Source organism: Parasphingorhabdus sp. W113 (assembly GCF_055693205.1).
This window is the reverse complement of sequence record NZ_CM146328.1, coordinates 639,037-656,451: the sequence shown is the minus strand read 5'-3', so window position 1 is coordinate 656,451 and position 17,415 is coordinate 639,037. Positions and strand designations below refer to the sequence as shown.

Sequence of the window (17,415 nt, the reverse complement as noted above, 5' to 3'; positions counted from 1 at the left end):
TAACGCTGGGGGGCGGATCACGACATGGGCGAAAAACCGGAAACGCAGCTGTTTATCAGCCACCATTCGAGCAAGCTGAACGTTGCCCTGGAGCTTGAGCAATCGCTGGCCGCGTATAACGTAACATGCTGGCTTGCACCGCGCGACGTCGAGCCCGGCGAAGCCTTTGACATGGCGATCAAGCGCGCGATTGATGAGAGCTGTGCAACGTTGCTGCTGTTTTGCAGCCGGTCGGACAAAAGCCCGCATGTGAAACGCGAGCTGATCCTCGCGGATTCATCGCGCAAGGCCATATTACCACTCCGGCTCGAAAAACTCGACCCCGACCAGCTTGCCTATCATCTGGCGGATTCCCAGTGGATCGACTGGATGGAGCAACGCGAAAACACCATCGAACGCGTCGCTGCCAAAGCGCATCAGCTCGCTGGCACCAGCATGAAGACCATGACCGTGGACGATCTGATCGCCCATGGCGGACATGACGAGCCAGACGCCGCAGAAGCGACGGGATCGGGACCGGACACCGAACCGGCCCCCCGGATATCAGCCGCTGATCGGCCGTTATCAGCGCCCGATTCGGACCCGGTTGATGACGATCCGAATGAGGATGACAATTACGACTATGGCGCAGCTGATGCAGAGAAAACAATCAACTGGGCGCCATTTGTAGCGACCGCGGCGCTGCTGGTCGCGGTATTTGCAGTCTTCTTGTTCTGGAACAACCGGACGAGCGACCCGGTGGCAGACATGGACCCGGTCGCCGAAGCGGTGCAAGAGGAAACCGGCGAAACGGCTCCATCGGAGGAAGGCCCATCCGTAACCGAAGCCCCGGCAGAGCCAGTCGCCCCGCCCCGGATCAATCCCAGCTTCGATTGCAAGAAAGCCTCCAACTCGGTGGAAAGAATGATCTGCCGATCGATTCCATTGGCCGATCTCGATCGGATTTTGGCAACCGAATATGGAAAGGCGATGGCGGCTGTCGGGGTCAGTGCCAATCGGCTGAAGCGGCAGCAACAGGCCTGGCGCACCGATGTCCGCGATCGCTGCACCGATGCCGAATGTATCTCGCGCGCGGTCCGGGAACGGGTCGCGATACTCCGCGCTATCGCAGCCGGCAATCTCGATGTGCCCCGAGACCGGCCTTGGCCCAATGGCGATTCTGCCTTTCGGAACCGTCTGGGTGGCGGGTTCAGCGCCGAAAATCCGGTCGTATTCGGCCGAAATGAGGAAGACGGCCAGTAATCTTTGGCGACTCTGGCCCTAATTAAACAGGGGGTACCGCCGCCCTTGGGATCGTGTCACATTCCTTTGTAATGAACGCCACACAACCCTTGAACGAAGCAGCGCCCACTGGCCGCCATGCCAATTATGTTCTCGGTGTCCTGTTCGTCGTCACGATGCTGAACTTTCTCGACCGCCAGATCATTTCAATTCTGGCGGAACCGGTCAAACAGGATCTCGATCTCAGTGATACGCAACTCGGCTTGATGACCGGTTTCTCGTTTGCGATCTTCTACACAACCCTGGCCATCCCGGTGGCAGCGCTGGCCGACCGCTGGAACCGCAGCCGGATCATCGCCATCGCCATCGCAATCTGGTCCGCGATGACCATGTTGTGCGGGGTTGCGACCAACTTCCTGCAACTGTTCCTTGCCCGCGTCGGCGTGGGCATCGGTGAGGCCGGTTCGGCACCCGCGTCGCACAGCCTGATCGCCGACCTGTTCCCGCCCGAACGCCGGTCTGGCGCGCTAGGCATATTGGGCATGTCGGTGCCCGTCGGGGCGTTCATTGCCTACGCCGCAGGCGGCTGGATGGCGGAAAATCTGGGCTGGCGCGTCGCCTTTCTGATCGCCGGTTTGCCCGGTGTCATCATCGCCTTCGTAATCTGGTTCACCGTACCCGACCCGCGTGGCGCGGTCTCCCTCAAGCAGGCCTTCAAGCCGGTGCCAGGAGCGGTGACCTTGAAACAGGCGCTGCTCGAACTATCCGGCAAGCGCGCCTATTGGCATCTGGTTGCCGCTGGCGTTCTGGTCCAGTTCGTATCCTACGGGCTCGCCAGCTTTTATGGTGGCCTGTTCGTCCGGGTCCACGGCATGCCGTTTGGCGAACTGGGCTGGAAGCTCGGTTTGATGGTTTTCCTGTCGGGCGGGTTTGGCGCATGGATTGGCGGCAAAGCCGGCGATTTCTTTGGAAAAGTCCGGGAAACCCTGCCGCTGCTGATCAGCGGGCTCGTGCTGGTGCTCGCCGCACCGGGCATGATCCTTGCCGTCTATACCGAAAATGCCGATCTTGCGATCATCCTGCTCGGGATACCGACATTTGCCGCAACCTTCTATTACGGGCCCAGCTTTGCCGCGCTGCAAGGACTCGCCAGCGATCAGACCCGTGCAATGGCCGTAGCCATCTATTTGCTGATCGCCGGGATCATCGGACTGGGCGTTGGCCCGGTCTTTGTCGGTGCCCTTTCCGACATGTTCGCGGCCGACCTGGAACCGGGCGCCGCCTTGCAAAAAGCGCTCGCCCTGCTGGCGCTGTTCAACATCTGGGCTGGCTTTCACTATTGGCGGATCACGGTGCACCTGAAACGCTGAGGCCGCGCCCAGAGGATGGCGCGCCAAAACAAAAGCCGCTTGCCTTATCGATCAAATTGGCTGAACAGTTGTCGCCATGTCTGATGAGATCGAAGCCGTTGGGACCGCTGTCGAAGGAGCATTGCTCGGCCGGGCGGTCGAACAGGAAACCGGCGATGGCAACACCGCTGGTTCAGGCCAATGTCTGAATTGCCAGTCTGAGGTAACGGGAACCTATTGCACCCAGTGCGGCCAGCGCCTTCACGTCCATCGATCGATCGGCGCATTCGGGCATGATATTCTCCACAGCGTTCTCCATTTTGAAGGCAAATTCTGGCGCACTTTGCCTCTGCTGGCCTGGAAGCCGGGGCAGCTGACCCGGCGCTATATTCACGGCGAACGGGCCCGGTTCATCTCGCCCATGGCGCTGTTCCTGTTTTCCATCTTCATGATGTTTGCGGTTTTTTCATTCATGGGCAGCCCGTTTTCGGTGGGCGATGGCAGCGATGCCCTGGACGGCGGTTTCACCGCCGGTGTTGCCAAGGAAGCGGGACGGGTTACGGGTCAGATCGCCCAAAAGGAAGCGCAGCTAAATCGTGCGACCGGTGCGGAAAGAGACGATCTCAATGAAGAGATACTGGACCTCAAACGCGCCCGCAATGTAATGGCGACGATGGTCGCCGAGGACATGCCTTATCCCGATGTCGGGCTGAGTGATACCGATTTTGCCATCGGCGATGAAACAGGGTCATCGGTGGTGAACATCAGCGACGATTTCACCACCGGGTCCGCTTCGTGGGACCAGTGGCTGAAACAGGCGTTTGAGAAAGCCAATGCAAACCCCAATCTGCTGCTCTACAAGCTGAAGGCCAATGGCTATAAATTTGCCTGGTTGTTGATCCCGATCTCCCTGCCGTTTGTGTGGCTGACGATGATTGGCCGGCGAGGCTATCATTTCTATGACCATGCCGTGTTCACCACTTATTCGATCAGCTTCATGTCGCTGCTGTTCATCAGCTGCGCGCTGCTTGCAGCGATCGGGCTGCCTGGTGCGGTCTGGGCCCTTTTGCTGACCTGCTATCCACCTGTTCACATGTACCGTCAATTGCGTCACGCCTATCAATTGTCGCGCTTCGAGGCGCTGCTCCGGGTCGTTGTCTTGCTTGTGTTTACCGTCATCAGCCTGTTACTTTTCTTTCTTATATTGTTCGCTCTCGGCCTGTTAGGATAACGCATGACACCCTCATTTAATCGCCGCCAACTCATTCAGTTGGGCACATTTGGTCTCGGCGCGCTGTCCACCTCGGCATCCGCGACCATTGCCCGGGCCGGAGGCTTTACCCATGGCGTCGCGAGTGGCGAACCTTCCTCGGAATCGATCTTGCTGTGGACCCGTTTTGTCGGCAGCGGCGATGTCAAGCTGACCGCGGAAATGGCGAAGTCAGTCGATTTCAAGAACGCAAAGACTGTGGGTGAAGTCACCGCTTCACCACGCCGGGATCATATTGCCAAGATCACGGCGCAAGACCTGCAGCCGGGAACATGGTATTTCTACCGGTTCATCGCACCGGACGGGTCAGTCTCGGCGATCGGCCGCACAAAAACCTTGCCGGAAGCGATGGTCCCGCAATTCAATATTGGCGTTTTCAGCTGCTCGAACATGCCGTTTGGCTATTTCAACGCCTATGCCCACGCCGCCGAACGGAATGATCTCGACTTGATCCTGCATACCGGCGACTATCTCTACGAATATCCTGTCGGCACCTATCCCTCCAAGGAACAGGCGCTTGCCGGCCGTGTTTTGAATCCGACCCATGAAATGGTTGAGCTGGCAGACTATCGGTTGCGCTACGCAGCCTATCGCAGCGATCCGGATTTGCGGCGCATCCATCAGAGCCTGCCGATGATTGCGATGTGGGATGACCACGAATTTACCAATGATGCTTACAAAGACGGCGCGCAGAACCACCAGCCCGACACCGAAGGCGACTGGGCGGTGCGCAAGCGCGCGGCGGAACAGGTCTATCGGGAATGGATGCCGGTCTCAGACCTGGCCGAAGGATCGCAACGCTGGAGCCAATATGAAATTGGTGATCTCGCAACCTTGTTCCTGACCGAAAGCCGGATCAGTGGCCGTGATAAACCGGCGGAACTCGAAGCCGCGCTGAAAGGCCAGAGCGATATCCAGCAGGCGCTGAAAAATTTTCGCGACACCGAATGGCGCGATCCGAGCCGGTCAATGTTTGGCGCCACGCAGGAAGCATGGCTGGCTGGCGCGCTTAAAGCATCCCGGCAGGCCGGTAAAAAATGGCAGGTCTTGGGCCAGCAATGCGTCATGGGGGAATTGAAATTGCCGCAGGACGCGGCGAGCTGGGTCGCCGATGACGCGCCCGCTTTTGCCAAGGCGCGGATTCAGATCGGTACTTTGGCGGCAAAAATTGGCTTGCCAATTAATTTTGACAGCTGGGATGGCTATCCCGAAGCCCGGCGCCGCTTGCTGGCCAGCGCGCAGGAAGCCGAAGCGGATCTGCTGGTGCTTTCGGGTGACAGTCACAATGGCTGGGCGTTTGATCTCGACATTGGCAACGGTGCGGCCGGCGTTGAATTTGGCGGCCACAGTGTCACCTCTCCCGGCTTTGAAGCCTATACGCAGGGCGTTGCGCCGGCCCAGGTTTCCGAAGCGGTGGTGGCGGCCAATGATCAACTGCAATGGGCCGATACCGGCAATCGCGGCTATATGACGGTCGCGCTGACACCCGACAAAGCCACATCGACCTGGCATTTCCTCGATACCATCCGGACGAAATCGACGGCGCTGAAGGGCAATGCGAGCCAGACGGTGATGCGCGGAACCAATCGACTGACCTGAACTAAACCGACCGATTGGCTTGGCACGGAACGCGCTGCGACGGATGGACGAGCAGATGGTCTAGTTGAACTTATCGACCGCCAGGCTCTCGACATTTGAAATAAATATGCGCAAGGCAGGAATTGTCGTAAGACTCTTGCGATTTCAACCCCGATGGAGACCTGCGCCACAATGTCCGAAGAATTCTACCGCATCAAACGCCTGCCCCCTTATGTGTTCGCTGAAGTGAATGCGATGAAGGCGGAAGCGCGGGCGCGTGGGGACGATATTATTGATCTGGGGATGGGCAATCCGGATGGTGCCCCGGCGCAACATGTGATCGACAAGCTTTCGGAAACCGCGAACAACCCCAATGCCCATCGCTATAGCGCGTCGAAAGGGATCAAGGGATTGCGGCTGGCGCAGGCCAATTATTACAAACGCCGGTTTGATGTCGAGCTGGATCCCGACAGCGAAGTTATCGTGACCCTGGGATCCAAGGAAGGGCTGGCCAATCTGGCCCAGGCGATCACGGCTCCGGGCGACGTCGTGCTCGCGCCGAATCCATCCTACCCCATCCATACCTTTGGTTTCATCATTGCCGGTGCCGCCATCCGGTCGATCCCCGCAGCTCCGGGACCCGATTTTTTTACGCGCCTCGAATATGCGATGAGCTATTCCGTGCCCAAGCCATCGGTGCTGGTCATGGGATATCCCTCCAATCCGACCGCTTATGTTGCCGATCTCGATTTCTACAAAAAGGTCGTCGATTTTGCCCGCGAACATAAATTGTGGGTGATCAGCGACCTTGCTTATGCCGAAATCTATTATGGCGACACGCCGACCCCATCGATGCTCGAGGTTGATGGCGCCAAGGACTGTGTGGTTGAATTTACCAGCATGTCCAAAACCTATTCCATGCCGGGCTGGCGCATGGGCTTTGCGGTTGGCAATCAGAAACTGATCGGCGCGCTCACCCGCGTCAAAAGCTATCTCGACTATGGTGCTTTTACGCCTATTCAGGTCGCGGCGACGGCGGCGCTCAATGGCCCGCAGGACATTATTGACGACAACCGCGCGCTGTACAAGAAACGCCGCGACGTCATGGTGGAAAGCTTTGGCCGCGCCGGTTGGGACATCCCGTCTCCCGAAGCCAGCATGTTCGCATGGGCACCGGTGCCCGAACAGTTTCGCGAGCTCGGATCGATGGAATTTGCAAAGCGCCTCATCGCCGAGGCAGGCGTTGCGGTAGCTCCGGGGACCGGCTTTGGCGACGAGGGCGAAGGCTATGTGCGCCTGGCGCTGGTCGAAAACGAGCAACGCATCCGCCAGGCCGCCCGCAGCATCAAGAAATTCCTCAGCGCTGGCTAGCTCAAACCGGTTTGCGGACCATCAGCACGTCAACCGGAGACCAGCCGAGCATTTCATTGGCACGGCTGCCGATCGTCGCGCGCACAAAACCGCCGCGCCCGTGGGTTCCAAGGACCAGCAGGTCCACGTCCCCGTCATTGAGCAGTGCGTACATGGACTGATGCAGGCTGCCTTCCACGAGATGAGTGGTGATCCGGTCCGCTTCGGCGTCAGACAGGGCCAGGCTGTCGAGAAAGGCCTGCATTTCCTGTTCTGCATTGTCGCGCATCTCGGCCGCGACGCCGTCGGACTTCAGCCAGGCTTCATAGGCGACATGAAAAGCGTGGACGAGCTTGATCTGGGCCGAGGGAAACAGCGCCAGAGCGGTCCGCAGCGCATGAGCGGCAAAATCCGAAAAGTCCGTTGCCACCACGATCCTGCGATAGTCAGCACGGGGCCGCTCCTTGACGATCAGAACCGGCGCAGATGCATGATGGACAAGATGATCCACAGCGGTGCCGAGAAAGAAGTCCGAGAGGTTATTGTGCCGGGCCGCGCCAACGATGATCAGGTCGCTGTTCAAGCTTTTTGCGGTATCCGCAATCACCTTCGGGGCTTTCCCGCGTCCGACCACCAGCGCGCAACCCGCCGCGTCGTCCCCGTAATTGCGCTCAAGCGTGTGCCGCACTTTCTTTTCATCAACGGCGTTCTTGCCCGGATCGACGAAGATCACCGTACGGTCGGCCTGCCATGCCTCGGCGAGTTGCCGTGCACGATCAATGGGCCGGTCTCCCCGTGCCGTCAAATCGGTTGCAATCAGTATCTGCTTGGCCATGGAACATCTCCTCCTTTGAGTTCGCTTGCCTGTTCGTCCTTACTCCCATAACAATGGACCACCGGTCATTGATCTATCACAACGGATCCGTTGATTTTGATCGATAATGACCATGAAAAGGATAAGCCTGCTTCTATGATTGATCTCTATTTCGCTCCCACGCCCAATGGCTGGAAAATCTCCGTCATGCTGGAGGAATGCGGGCTCGACTACCGGCTCAAATGGATCAATATTGGCGCCGGAGAACAATTCGAACCGGCGTTTCTGGCGATCAGTCCGAACAACCGTATCCCCGCCATTGTTGACCATGATCCCGAGCAGGATGGCGAACCGGTGAGCGTTTTCGAAACCGGAGCTATCCTGCTTTACCTGGCGGAAAAGACCGGACGATTCCTGCCCGCCGATCTGCGCGGCCGCACGGCGGTGACGGAATGGCTGATGTGGCAAATGGGTGGACTGGGTCCGATGATGGGCCAGCATGGCCATTTCAAGCTCTATGCCCCGGACCGCATTGCCTATGCGACCGAACGCTATCGCAACGAAGTCTTGCGGCTCTTTGGCGTGATGGATCGGCAGCTGGCCGATCACACTCACCTCGCCGGCACGGATTACAGCATTGCCGATATGGCCTGCTTCCCCTGGGTTCAAACCTATAAGCGCCAGGAGATTGATCTGGCAGACTTTCCCCATGTGAAACGCTGGTACGAGACATTGAAACAGCGCGAAGGACTGCGCCGGGGCATGGCGGTGGGCCGCGACAAGATCAACCGCAACCCGCAGGATGACGCCGCTGTCCGCAAGACATTGTTCGGGATCAAGGATTAGGAAAACAGCATGACCGCCAAGGTACAATTTTACTTCGATCTGTCCAGCCCGTGGACCTATCTCGCGTTTCACAATATTCAGCCGATCATCGCCGAAACCGGGGCGGAAATCCTGTGGAAACCGTTTCTGGTCGGCGGCGTGTTCAACGCGGTCAATCCCAGTGTCTATGCCGCGCGCGAGAATTCCGACAATCCCAAATTTGTGCACAGCTTTCGGGTCATGAAGGACTGGGCCGCGCTGGCCGGCTTGCCGCTCAATTTCCCGAGCCCGCATCACCCGGTCAAATCCGTCCATGCGATGCGTGCCTGTTGCGTGCTGGAAGAGGATCAGGCGGCGTTGCAGCGCTTCGCGACCGCCGCCTTCCATGCTTATTATGCCGACCAGCGCAATCTCGATGATCCGGCCGTGCTGATCGCGATTGCGGATGAGATCGGCATGGATGGCCAGGCGCTCGCAGCGCGCACCCAGGACCAGGCGATCAAGGACCGGTTGCGCGCCAATACCGACGAAGCGATCGCTCGCGGGGCCTATGGTTCACCTAGCATATTTGTGCCTTTCGGAGATGGCGAACGGATGTATTTTGGCAATGATCAGTTGCCGTTGGTTAATCGAGCGATTAAACTCTTTGCCAACAGTTAAGCGAATCCGCTGTCCTGCAGCCAATACGGAGTTCCAAAATGTCAGAACGTGTCACTATTTCGGTTGAGAATCATATTGCCGATGTCCGCTTCAACCGGCCCGAAAAGATGAACGCACTTGATCCGGAACAGATTGATGCGATTATTGATGCGACCGATCAACTTGCCAAGATGGACGATGTCCGGGCGATCGTCCTTTCCGGCAATGGCAAGGGATTTTGTGCCGGCCTCGACATGGCGAGCTTTACGCAATCGAACACAACCAACAGCCTGACCGACCGCACCTATGGCAATGCGAACAAATATCAGCATGTCGTGCTGCAATGGCGCCGGCTGCCGGCGCCGGTCATTTGCGCGATCCACGGAGCCTGTGTCGGTGGCGGCCTGCAATTTGCGTCGGCAGCAGATATTCGCGTCGCGACACCGGATTCGAAATTGTCGATCATGGAAATGCGCTGGGGCCTGATCCCGGACATGGGCAGCTACAGCACCTGGCGGACGTTCGTGCGCGACGATGTCCTGCGCGAGCTGACCTATACCAACCGGATTTTCTCCGGTGAGGAAGGCCAGCAGCTTGGCTTTGTGTCGCATCTTTCCGACGATCCGCTGGCGAAGGCGATGGGGCTGGCAGCCGAGATTGCCGGCAAAAATCCGGACGCTGTGAAAGCCGCAAAACGGCTGATGAACAAATTGCCCGACATGAATGAAGACGAGATCCTGATGATGGAAAGCGTCGAACAGGATCAGGTTGGTCGCAAGCCCAATCAGAAAGAAGCGGTGATGGCGTTCATGCAGAAACGCGCCGCCAATTTTAACGACTGACCGCTAGTCGCGCGCGACCATCTGGGCTTCCAGTACCGCCCGGAATTCAGCATCCATCGGCTTGGCGCCATCGCCACTGGTCAGCACCAAAGTGGTGATACAGGTCGCGACACATTGCTCCTTTTGGAAGGCGGCCGACACAATATCCCAGGACGACCTGCCGATCCGGCCGATGCCGCTGCATATTTCGGCATCATCGGGAAAATGGGCCTCGCGCAGATAGTTGATCTGGACGGCTGCGATCAACCAGCGATCACCGGCCGCGCGGTTTTCCATGCCCAGCGACCGGTTGAACCGGACGCGGCCATTCTCGAACAAGTCCGCCATCGCGACATTGTTGATATGGCCCAGCAGATCCATATCGCCAAAGCGGGTCTGGGTGACGTTCGAAAACGGGTAGCTCGCCTTTGACAGCTGCCAGGGTTCAGGTTTGGACATGGCCTATTTCCAGATCAGGTTTAACGGCAGCGCACCGGCTAGTTCATTTTCGCCAGCAGATCCTTTTGCAGATGCTTGCACAGCCACAGATAAGCCAGACCGGACAGTCCGTAAATCATCGCGGTGAAGCGCAGGGCATCCCGCACGCCTTCCCCAGTGGCTTGCCGACAGGCATCTAGCATTGCCTGGCTACCCGCGGCCAATATCGATGCATCGGTGCCTTTGCATAATTCCAGCGTCATCTGGCTGGTGAGCGCGGCGGTGTTGACATAAGACGCGCCGAGGAAATCGCTAATCGCTCCCACGAAGAGCGGGCCGAGACCATAGCCGATCAGATTGACGACGAAGAGCAATATGGCGATTGCGGTTGCGCGCGCCTTCACGTCGACCACCCCTTGGGCAATCGTATATTGCGATCCCAGATAGGTATAGTGCAGGAACGCCGCAACAATGAGCATGACCAGGGCGGTTGACTGAACATCGGTAGTAAAGCCGATCCAGTATAACGGCAGCGACACAATAAGCGACCAGCCGGGCACCCAGGCAACCGCATTCGGAAAGCGGCCGCTCAATTTTTCAATCGCGTAGCCGCCACCGAATGTGCCAGCTGCAGCCGATAGCGAGATCGGAAGCACCAGCTGCAGAGCAACGTCAGAAATGCTCAGCTGATGGATGCGGACGAAGAAGGAAACCTGAAAACTCGAAATGCCATAACCGACAAAGGCGACAATCGTGGCGGCCAGGGCGTTGATCCAGTAGCTGCGATTGCCGCTCAGGCGCTTGAGCGTTGCGGCAAAGCCAAGCTTTTCAAGCTGCGGCGTGCCAGGAGGATCCGAATAGCCCCGGGGTGGTTCCTTGATCGTGAACAGCACGATCAGGCCGATAACAACGCCTGGCAAACCAAGAATGATGAACGCTTCGCGCCAGGAAAAGGCTTCCGCAATCGGACCGCCAAAGGCCGCCGCCAACGCGCTGCCCAGAGTGACACCCATGGCATAGATGGCGAGCGCGCGGGCTCTGCTGCGCGGTGGAAAATAGTCGGCGATGATCGAATTGGCGGGCGGCGTGCAACCGGCTTCCCCAATGCCGACACCAACACGGAAAATCAGAAGGGCGAGAAAACTGCCGGCGATTCCGCAGAGCGCGGTCATCACCGACCAGAATATGACGCTGAACGCAATGATGCGGACGCGACTATAGCCCTCGGCCAGGCGCGCGATCGGGATACCGAATAATGTGTAAGTCAGCGCAAATCCAAATCCGGACAGAAAACCGAATTGGAGATCCGAAAGCTGAAATTCCTGAATAATCGGTTCTGAGACCACACCGATCAGGGCGCGATCGATGAAGTTGAGCGTATAGACGACGAGCAATGAGAAGAGCACATAGCCGCGATATCCGCTGGTGCCAAAGGCTTCACCGGTATTGGTCGAGGACGAGGGCGAAGCTTGGGCCTGTGTTGCGCTCATATGATCTCCTAATCTTTTCTTTGACTGATGGCCTGAACTGACGGCCAAGTCCAGTGCCCATTGCACAAGCAGGAAATCACTCGAAGAAACCATTTTACATATTGTTACATTATGATAATAGGATTCGGCGTGCGCTTATCAAGAAGCGTCCCGATTGTTTGGGGCGATGGACCGTTGGCATGACACGATCTCTTTCCCGCATAACAACCGCCTATTTGCCCGTAGGGAAATCAGCGGATAAACTGGAATCCGGTACGTCATCAGTGGCGGATATATCCGGAACCCGCCCTTTCAAGGCACCATTGGATGGCGAAGCGGCGCAAGCCAAAACAGAGTTGCCGTGGCCCTTGTCACACGGCCAACAGGTTTGCCTGCACCTGGTATTTGTCCATATGACATCGAAGGAAATCGCGCGCGAGCTCGATATTTCACCACATACGGTTGATCAGCGCCTGCGGATGGCGATTCGCATCATGGGCGTCGGCACGCGATTTCAGGCGGCACGCACATTTGTCAGCTTTTTGAATATGGTCGAGGAACCGGACGCCGACCCATATCAGCCTTTGATATATCAACCGGCCGGGTTTCAGAACCCCAGTGGTTCTGACACTCTCCGCTGGTCGGCATCAAGCCTCACCATGCCGGCATCGCGAGATGGAGGGTCGGGTGATGGTATGATTGCGCATGTCTCTGGAACAGGCATCGGTACAGGAAAAGGCATCGGGGTCTCCGCCCTTCCCGGCCCGGCCATAACCGTTCCGAAAACCCGGCTCTCCGTTTTCAATCTATTCCCGGCACAGACGGAAAGGCCGGTTAGGACGCCCCTTGAGCATCGCGCCGCGCAGATTGGCCGCCTAACCAGGTTTGGGTGGACCATGATCCTGATGACCGGATTGTTCCTGCTCTTGCAATCGGCCATTACCTTGGTTCGCTCATGATGCCGTTCACCCCGTGGATTGATGTCCTGCTGGTCTATCTCCTGCTGGCCTGTGCCTATGTGGTTTGGCGCGGTCGCCAGGAAGCGCGAAAAAGCACGGCGCTGGTTTTTGCAACCAGCCTGCTGCTGCTTGGCGCTTTTCTCCTCTGCGGCCCCAGCGTCCCGGTTTCTGCCGCACTTCTTTTGATGGTCATCGTCGTGGATCCGTTGCCCGCCCCCGTTTCTCGGAGACTATCCCGATGATCGCGCAGGAGCTGTTGACCGGTCTGGCTTTGGTCCAGCGGGAATTGCTGTTGTTCGCCAGCATTTGCTTTCTGCTGAGCGCGTTTGATGATCTGATGTTCGACCTGTTGTGGATTGTCCACTCGGCCAAACGCCGGCTGAGAATATATCGCCGCCATCCGAGAACAATTGTCGAGGCCCTTCCAAAACGGCGGGGTCACCGACCGCTCGCGATCTTCGTCCCGGCCTGGCAGGAAGAGTCGGTGATCGGACCCATGTTGCAGCGCTGCTCGGCACTCTGGCAGCATCGGAATTATCGCATCTATGTCGGATGCTATCCCAACGACCAGCCAACCATAGCGGCTGCCGCCCGGGCTGCGCGTGGGCAACCGCATATCCGCATCATTATCTGCGATCATGCAGGCCCGACATCAAAAGCCGATTGTCTGAACCGATTGTGGCGCGCCGCCTGTCAGGACGAACTGCTGGAATCCAGACAATATAAGGCGATTATCCTGCAAGATGCGGAAGACCTGGTGCATCCGAGCGCGCTGGAATTGTTTGACCATCTGATTGATCGCGCGGCTCTGGTCCAGATTCCGGTGATTCCGCGCCGCGCATCGGGATCACGTTGGGTTGCGGGTCACTATGGTGATGAATTTGCCGAGATGCACGGCAAGCAGATGGTGCTGAGGGAAGCGCTGGGGGTAGCGATCCCTGCCGCCGGTGTCGGCTGTGCCTTTGGCCGGGCGGCGCTCGGCCATTTGTCCGCGCGAACACGGGGCAAGCCTTTTGACGCAGAGAGCATGACCGAAGACTATGAACTGGGGTTGCAACTGACCACCGGGAAGCCGCGCGGCATATTCGCACGGATGCAGGATCGCAATGGCGCCTGGGTGGCCACGCAGGAATTTTTCCTGACACATTGGCCGACGCCGTTCGTCAGAAAAGCCGATGGATGACCGGGATCGCGCTATCCGGATGGGATCGCCTGGGATGGCAGCGTTGCTGGCGCGAAAACTGGATGCGGTTGCGCGACCGCAAAGCCACGTTGGCGGCCCTTGTTCTGGCGCTGGCCTATCTCGCCTTCATCCTGACCGGCCTGCTCGCGCTCACCGATCAGCTGACCGACTATGCAATACCGGCATTGCCAGAGGGGTTGAAGATCCTGCTGTTTTGCAATGGAATTTTCCTGGCATGGAAACTGATACTCAAAGCCTGTTTCGTTTTTCGGCTCTACGGTCCGACGGAAGCGCTGCTGTCTTTCCCGCGCACCATCGTGGCGAATATCATCAATATCCTCGCCGCCGGTCGCGCCATGTATCATTATCTCAGAAGCCTCAAAGGCGTCCCGCTAAGGTGGGAAAAGACGCGTCATTTTCATCCCCAAAGCCGCGATGTCCGCCTCCTCAAGCCTCACCCGCGGTTGCGCCCTGCGTCAGCCGTGCCCCTGCGCGATTGACATTGGCATGTCCGGATCCCGTGGCGCTCCGTTCCGGGCTCTGGCCGCCATCATGCTCTTCTGGACCATCGGCCGGGTGACGTGGATCGCCGTCGACCTGCGCGTGGACAAGGCACCACAAGATCACGACATGGTTCAGAAGACCGCCTTGCCCGCTCCGCCGTCCACGACACGGGATGACGCATCGCCGCCGCCCCGCCGAACTGCGCCGACCGCTTCTTCCGTCCGGACACGGCCAAAACAATCGACCATGCAGCCCGCGATCAGCGCAAGTCCATCGGTGCGCTTGCTCCACACCGCACGCATAGCTGCATCCGATCGGCCGCTGCACCGGATCGCTCCGGCTATCCTAGCGACAGATTATTTTCTTCCGCCGCCTGCCGATGCCGGTGGACATACTGATCGGGTCAGGCGGTCCGTCAATGCTGGTGACAGGTCCCCACCCCGCAACCATCGCGCCAGGCCTGCGGCGGGGACCCGTTGGTCGGGCTATTTCTGGCTGTTTGCCCGCCAGAACGCGCCAGCGCGCGACCCGGCACGATCCCCGATCCTGCGATCACCAAATGGACGTTATGGTGCCAGCCAGGCCGGCGCCATCCTGAGCTACCGTTTCGTGGGCCGACCGGATCGCTACATCTCGGGTTATACACGGCTGTCGACGGCGCTCGCAGGTCCGGCCGAACAGGAATTCGCACTCGGGTTCAAGGTCAAACCGATCGACAGCCTGCCCGTCACACTATATGCTGAACAACGCCTGGCACCGGAGGGACAGGCGGATCGCGGACGTGCTATTTTCATGGCCGGCGGTATGAACCCCACTCCCCTGCCCTTGCCCATTCTTACCGGCACTACGGTCGAAACCTATGGTCAGGCTGGCTATCTTTTTCATCAGAACCGGACCTATATTTTTGATGGGTTGGCGAGCATCCAGCAACCAGTTTTCACGCGAGGCAAACGAGCCTTGTCGGTTGGTGTTGGTTTTTGGGCTGGTGGCGACAAGACATCCCATCGCATTGATATTGGCCCCCGCGCGGAATTTCGTATCCCGATCCGCAAGGCGCCCATACGGATTGCCATTGACTGGCGCCAGCGTATCGGCGGTCAAGCCGAACCGGGCTCTGGTGTGGCGGCAACCATCAGCACCGGTTTCTGAAGCTATTATCGATTCCGAGCTGACGGTTTCCTGACTTTTCCTGGGTTCTGACACGCAAGTCCCTTTATCCCGTAACGAAAAGAGATTAGTCGTTGGAACCATGGATATTTATCTCCCCATTGCCAATTTGTCGGTTGATGCCTTTGTCATCGTCCTGCTTGGCGGACTGGTGGGGATCCTGTCCGGCATGTTCGGGGTTGGCGGCGGCTTTCTGACAACGCCCCTTCTGATCTTCTATGGCATCCCGCCGACCGTTGCCGCCGCATCGGCTTCAACCCAGGTAACCGGCGCGAGCATATCCGGTGTTGCCGCCCATATGCGGCGCAACGGCGTCGATTTCCGCATGGGGGCGGTGCTGGTTGTGGGCGGCATTTTCGGAACGCTGGTCGGGACGTTATTGTTTCAGATACTGCAACGCTGGGGCCAGATCGATACCGTCATCTCGGTTCTCTATGTGGTCATGCTGGGCAGCATTGGCGGAATGATGGCGAAAGAATCCTGGGGCAGCGTCAAGGCGTTGCGGTCAGGCAAGCCGCTGCCCGCCCGCAAAAGACGCCACCATCCGCTGGTCGCCAATCTGCCGATGCGATGGCGCTTTTATCGGTCCGGGCTTTATTTGTCGCCGATCGCGCCTTTCCTGCTTGGCTTTGTCACGGGCATATTGACCATGTTGCTGGGTGTCGGCGGCGGCTTCATCATGGTGCCGGCAATGCTCTATCTGCTCGGCATGGGCGCACAGGTGGTGGTTGGCACTTCGCTGTTTCAAATCCTGTTTGTCACCATCGCGTCCACCATGATGCACAGCATGACCACCCGCGCCGTGGACATTGTGCTGGCGTCGCTGTTGTTGATCGGCAGTGTCACTGGCGCGCAATTGGGGGCCAAATTTGCCCAGCGCATGCGGCCCGAATATCTTCGGCTTTCGCTAGCCATCATGGTCCTGATCGTCGCGGTCCGAATGGCTCTGGGCCTGGGTTTCCAGCCCGATGAAATCTACACGGTACAGCCGCTATGACCGGTTTCGGGCCTTTTTCCGCTAAGCTGATCCTGGGCTTTTGCGCGCTGTTCCTGTTGACCGGCAATACACCGGTGCTGGTCACCGAATGTTCGCCCGATCGGGTCAGCATCCGTGGGGATTTTAACGGCGCGCAGCTTTTGTGCTTCGGGGCCATTACCTATCCGCCCGGCTCGCGTAATCAGGACCGCGCGGATATCGTCGTCGTGCTCAAAGGACCGACGGAATCGATCGTCCTGCGTGAGAAACAGCAGGTTGCCGGAATCTGGATCAACGCGGCGAGCACCGAGTTTCGGTCGGCGCCGGGCTATTATGCCATTGCATCGTCGCGACCCGTAGAGGAGATTGTCGACGACAAGACCGCGGATATCTACGAACTCGGCCTCGACCATCTGCAATTGTCGCCGGCCAGCGCGATTGCCAGCAACGAACAGGAACGCTTCATTGCCGGACTGGTAGATCTCAACACCCGCGGCAGGCTGTACAAAAACCTGCCGAACAACGTCGATATCGACAATTCGGTCCTTTATCAGGCGCGGATTGACCTGCCGGCCAGCGTCCCGGTCGGCGAATATTCCGCAGAAACCTTCCTTATTATCGACGGGCGGGTCGAAGCCGCGGAAATCAAGGACATCACAATCGAAAAAATCGGCCTCGGCCGGTTCATCACCAATTTGTCCCAGAATAACGGCTTTATCTATGGCCTGCTTGCCGTACTCATTTCGGTGGTGCTCGGATGGGGTGCCGGATATCTCTTCCGCAAGATCTGATTGCCCCCGGGATTCGGTAGCTCAGCGGTTAGGCTTTTCGTCAGCTTGGTAAATATTCCTT

General features: G+C 58.3%; 18 protein-coding genes. 15 read left to right on the top strand and 3 right to left on the bottom strand.

From position 1 onward, the window contains the following. The first annotated feature begins 24 nt into the window (after positions 1-24). From ACZ1GS_RS03095 to ACZ1GS_RS03075, 5 genes are all read left to right on the top strand, one after another. Positions 25-1,242: a TIR domain-containing protein gene (locus tag ACZ1GS_RS03095; RefSeq protein WP_472697033.1), complete on the top strand. Its 1,218-nt coding sequence runs from the start codon at positions 25-27 to the stop codon at positions 1,240-1,242. A 71-nt stretch (positions 1,243-1,313) separates the two neighbouring features. Continuing rightward, positions 1,314-2,591: a spinster family MFS transporter gene (locus ACZ1GS_RS03090; protein ID WP_472697032.1), complete on the top strand. Its 1,278-nt coding sequence runs from the start codon at positions 1,314-1,316 to the stop codon at positions 2,589-2,591. Positions 2,592-2,667: 76 nt separating this feature from the next. Beyond that, a complete protein-coding gene (locus ACZ1GS_RS03085) occupies positions 2,668-3,801 on the top strand; it encodes a DUF3667 domain-containing protein (protein WP_472697031.1) in 1,134 nt (377 codons plus the stop codon). Positions 3,802-3,804: 3 nt separating this feature from the next. Further along, entirely contained in the window at positions 3,805-5,439 is a 1,635-nt protein-coding gene (locus tag ACZ1GS_RS03080; protein WP_472697030.1) for an alkaline phosphatase D family protein, read from the top strand. 171 nt (positions 5,440-5,610) lie between these two features. Continuing rightward, entirely contained in the window at positions 5,611-6,789 is a 1,179-nt protein-coding gene (locus tag ACZ1GS_RS03075; protein WP_472697029.1) for an LL-diaminopimelate aminotransferase, read from the top strand. Position 6,790: 1 nt separating this feature from the next. Here ACZ1GS_RS03075 and ACZ1GS_RS03070 read toward each other — a convergent pair whose 3' ends face one another. Next, on the bottom strand, positions 6,791-7,603 hold the full coding sequence (locus tag ACZ1GS_RS03070; RefSeq protein WP_472697028.1) for a universal stress protein: 813 nt from the start codon (positions 7,601-7,603) through the stop codon (positions 6,791-6,793). 135 nt (positions 7,604-7,738) lie between these two features. Between ACZ1GS_RS03070 and ACZ1GS_RS03065 the strand changes: the two genes are divergently transcribed. The 3 genes from ACZ1GS_RS03065 to ACZ1GS_RS03055 are packed head-to-tail and all read left to right on the top strand — an operon-like array spanning position 7,739 to position 9,888. Next, positions 7,739-8,428 carry a glutathione binding-like protein gene (locus tag ACZ1GS_RS03065; protein WP_472697027.1) on the top strand — a complete coding sequence of 230 codons (690 nt, stop codon included), beginning with the start codon at positions 7,739-7,741 and terminating at the stop codon, positions 8,426-8,428. A 9-nt stretch (positions 8,429-8,437) separates the two neighbouring features. Next, a complete protein-coding gene (locus ACZ1GS_RS03060; protein WP_472697026.1) occupies positions 8,438-9,067 on the top strand; it encodes a DsbA family protein in 630 nt (209 codons plus the stop codon). Positions 9,068-9,105: 38 nt separating this feature from the next. Beyond that, positions 9,106-9,888: a crotonase/enoyl-CoA hydratase family protein gene (locus ACZ1GS_RS03055; protein ID WP_472697025.1), complete on the top strand. Its 783-nt coding sequence runs from the start codon at positions 9,106-9,108 to the stop codon at positions 9,886-9,888. A 3-nt stretch (positions 9,889-9,891) separates the two neighbouring features. On the opposite strand, the gene ACZ1GS_RS03050 is transcribed toward ACZ1GS_RS03055, so the two are convergent. After that, positions 9,892-10,326 (bottom strand): acyl-CoA thioesterase, encoded by a 435-nt coding sequence (locus tag ACZ1GS_RS03050; RefSeq protein ID WP_472697024.1) that lies wholly within the window; start codon positions 10,324-10,326, stop codon positions 9,892-9,894. A 38-nt stretch (positions 10,327-10,364) separates the two neighbouring features. After that, a complete protein-coding gene (locus tag ACZ1GS_RS03045; protein ID WP_472697023.1) occupies positions 10,365-11,795 on the bottom strand; it encodes a spinster family MFS transporter in 1,431 nt (476 codons plus the stop codon). A gap of 302 nt (positions 11,796-12,097) precedes the next feature. Between ACZ1GS_RS03045 and ACZ1GS_RS03040 the strand changes: the two genes are divergently transcribed. The 7 genes from ACZ1GS_RS03040 to ACZ1GS_RS03010 all read left to right on the top strand — a co-directional run bounded on the left by ACZ1GS_RS03040 (position 12,098) and on the right by ACZ1GS_RS03010 (position 17,354). Then, complete coding sequence (locus ACZ1GS_RS03040) at positions 12,098-12,733, top strand: LuxR C-terminal-related transcriptional regulator (RefSeq protein WP_472697022.1); 636 nt, start codon at positions 12,098-12,100, stop codon at positions 12,731-12,733. Then, positions 12,730-12,975 carry a hypothetical protein gene (locus ACZ1GS_RS03035; protein WP_472697021.1) on the top strand — a complete coding sequence of 82 codons (246 nt, stop codon included), beginning with the start codon at positions 12,730-12,732 and terminating at the stop codon, positions 12,973-12,975. The genes ACZ1GS_RS03040 and ACZ1GS_RS03035 overlap by 4 nt, the downstream gene beginning before the upstream one ends. Continuing rightward, entirely contained in the window at positions 12,972-13,916 is a 945-nt protein-coding gene (locus tag ACZ1GS_RS03030; RefSeq protein WP_472697020.1) for a glycosyltransferase, read from the top strand. Before ACZ1GS_RS03035 ends, ACZ1GS_RS03030 begins: the two co-directional genes overlap by 4 nt. After that, on the top strand, positions 13,913-14,416 hold the full coding sequence (locus ACZ1GS_RS03025) for a hypothetical protein (RefSeq protein WP_472697019.1): 504 nt from the start codon (positions 13,913-13,915) through the stop codon (positions 14,414-14,416). Before ACZ1GS_RS03030 ends, ACZ1GS_RS03025 begins: the two co-directional genes overlap by 4 nt. 7 nt (positions 14,417-14,423) lie before the next feature. Continuing rightward, a complete protein-coding gene (locus ACZ1GS_RS03020; RefSeq protein ID WP_472697018.1) occupies positions 14,424-15,569 on the top strand; it encodes a hypothetical protein in 1,146 nt (381 codons plus the stop codon). Between the two features lie 100 nt (positions 15,570-15,669). Then, a complete protein-coding gene (locus ACZ1GS_RS03015; RefSeq protein WP_472697017.1) occupies positions 15,670-16,584 on the top strand; it encodes a sulfite exporter TauE/SafE family protein in 915 nt (304 codons plus the stop codon). Continuing rightward, positions 16,581-17,354, top strand: coding sequence for a TIGR02186 family protein (locus ACZ1GS_RS03010; RefSeq protein ID WP_472697016.1), 774 nt, complete (start codon positions 16,581-16,583; stop codon positions 17,352-17,354). Before ACZ1GS_RS03015 ends, ACZ1GS_RS03010 begins: the two co-directional genes overlap by 4 nt. Positions 17,355-17,415: the final 61 nt, after the last annotated feature.

Excerpts from the sequence above, each read along its gene's own strand:
- ACZ1GS_RS03090 (WP_472697032.1), top strand. The coding sequence starts at position 1,314 with ATGAACGCCACACAACCCTTGAACGAAGCAGCGCCCACTGGCCGCCAT.
- ACZ1GS_RS03010 (WP_472697016.1), top strand. The coding sequence starts at position 16,581 with ATGACCGGTTTCGGGCCTTTTTCCGCTAAGCTGATCCTGGGCTTTTGC.
- ACZ1GS_RS03070 (WP_472697028.1), bottom strand. The coding sequence starts at position 7,603 with ATGGCCAAGCAGATACTGATTGCAACCGATTTGACGGCACGGGGAGAC.
- ACZ1GS_RS03035 (WP_472697021.1), top strand. The coding sequence starts at position 12,730 with ATGATGCCGTTCACCCCGTGGATTGATGTCCTGCTGGTCTATCTCCTG.
- ACZ1GS_RS03015 (WP_472697017.1), top strand. The coding sequence starts at position 15,670 with ATGGATATTTATCTCCCCATTGCCAATTTGTCGGTTGATGCCTTTGTC.
- ACZ1GS_RS03095 (WP_472697033.1), top strand. The coding sequence starts at position 25 with ATGGGCGAAAAACCGGAAACGCAGCTGTTTATCAGCCACCATTCGAGC.
- ACZ1GS_RS03050 (WP_472697024.1), bottom strand. The coding sequence starts at position 10,326 with ATGTCCAAACCTGAACCCTGGCAGCTGTCAAAGGCGAGCTACCCGTTT.
- ACZ1GS_RS03030 (WP_472697020.1), top strand. The coding sequence starts at position 12,972 with ATGATCGCGCAGGAGCTGTTGACCGGTCTGGCTTTGGTCCAGCGGGAA.
- ACZ1GS_RS03025 (WP_472697019.1), top strand. The coding sequence starts at position 13,913 with ATGACCGGGATCGCGCTATCCGGATGGGATCGCCTGGGATGGCAGCGT.
- ACZ1GS_RS03020 (WP_472697018.1), top strand. The coding sequence starts at position 14,424 with ATGTCCGGATCCCGTGGCGCTCCGTTCCGGGCTCTGGCCGCCATCATG.
- ACZ1GS_RS03065 (WP_472697027.1), top strand. The coding sequence starts at position 7,739 with ATGATTGATCTCTATTTCGCTCCCACGCCCAATGGCTGGAAAATCTCC.
- ACZ1GS_RS03085 (WP_472697031.1), top strand. The coding sequence starts at position 2,668 with ATGTCTGATGAGATCGAAGCCGTTGGGACCGCTGTCGAAGGAGCATTG.
- ACZ1GS_RS03080 (WP_472697030.1), top strand. The coding sequence starts at position 3,805 with ATGACACCCTCATTTAATCGCCGCCAACTCATTCAGTTGGGCACATTT.
- ACZ1GS_RS03045 (WP_472697023.1), bottom strand. The coding sequence starts at position 11,795 with ATGAGCGCAACACAGGCCCAAGCTTCGCCCTCGTCCTCGACCAATACC.
- ACZ1GS_RS03055 (WP_472697025.1), top strand. The coding sequence starts at position 9,106 with ATGTCAGAACGTGTCACTATTTCGGTTGAGAATCATATTGCCGATGTC.
- ACZ1GS_RS03060 (WP_472697026.1), top strand. The coding sequence starts at position 8,438 with ATGACCGCCAAGGTACAATTTTACTTCGATCTGTCCAGCCCGTGGACC.
- ACZ1GS_RS03075 (WP_472697029.1), top strand. The coding sequence starts at position 5,611 with ATGTCCGAAGAATTCTACCGCATCAAACGCCTGCCCCCTTATGTGTTC.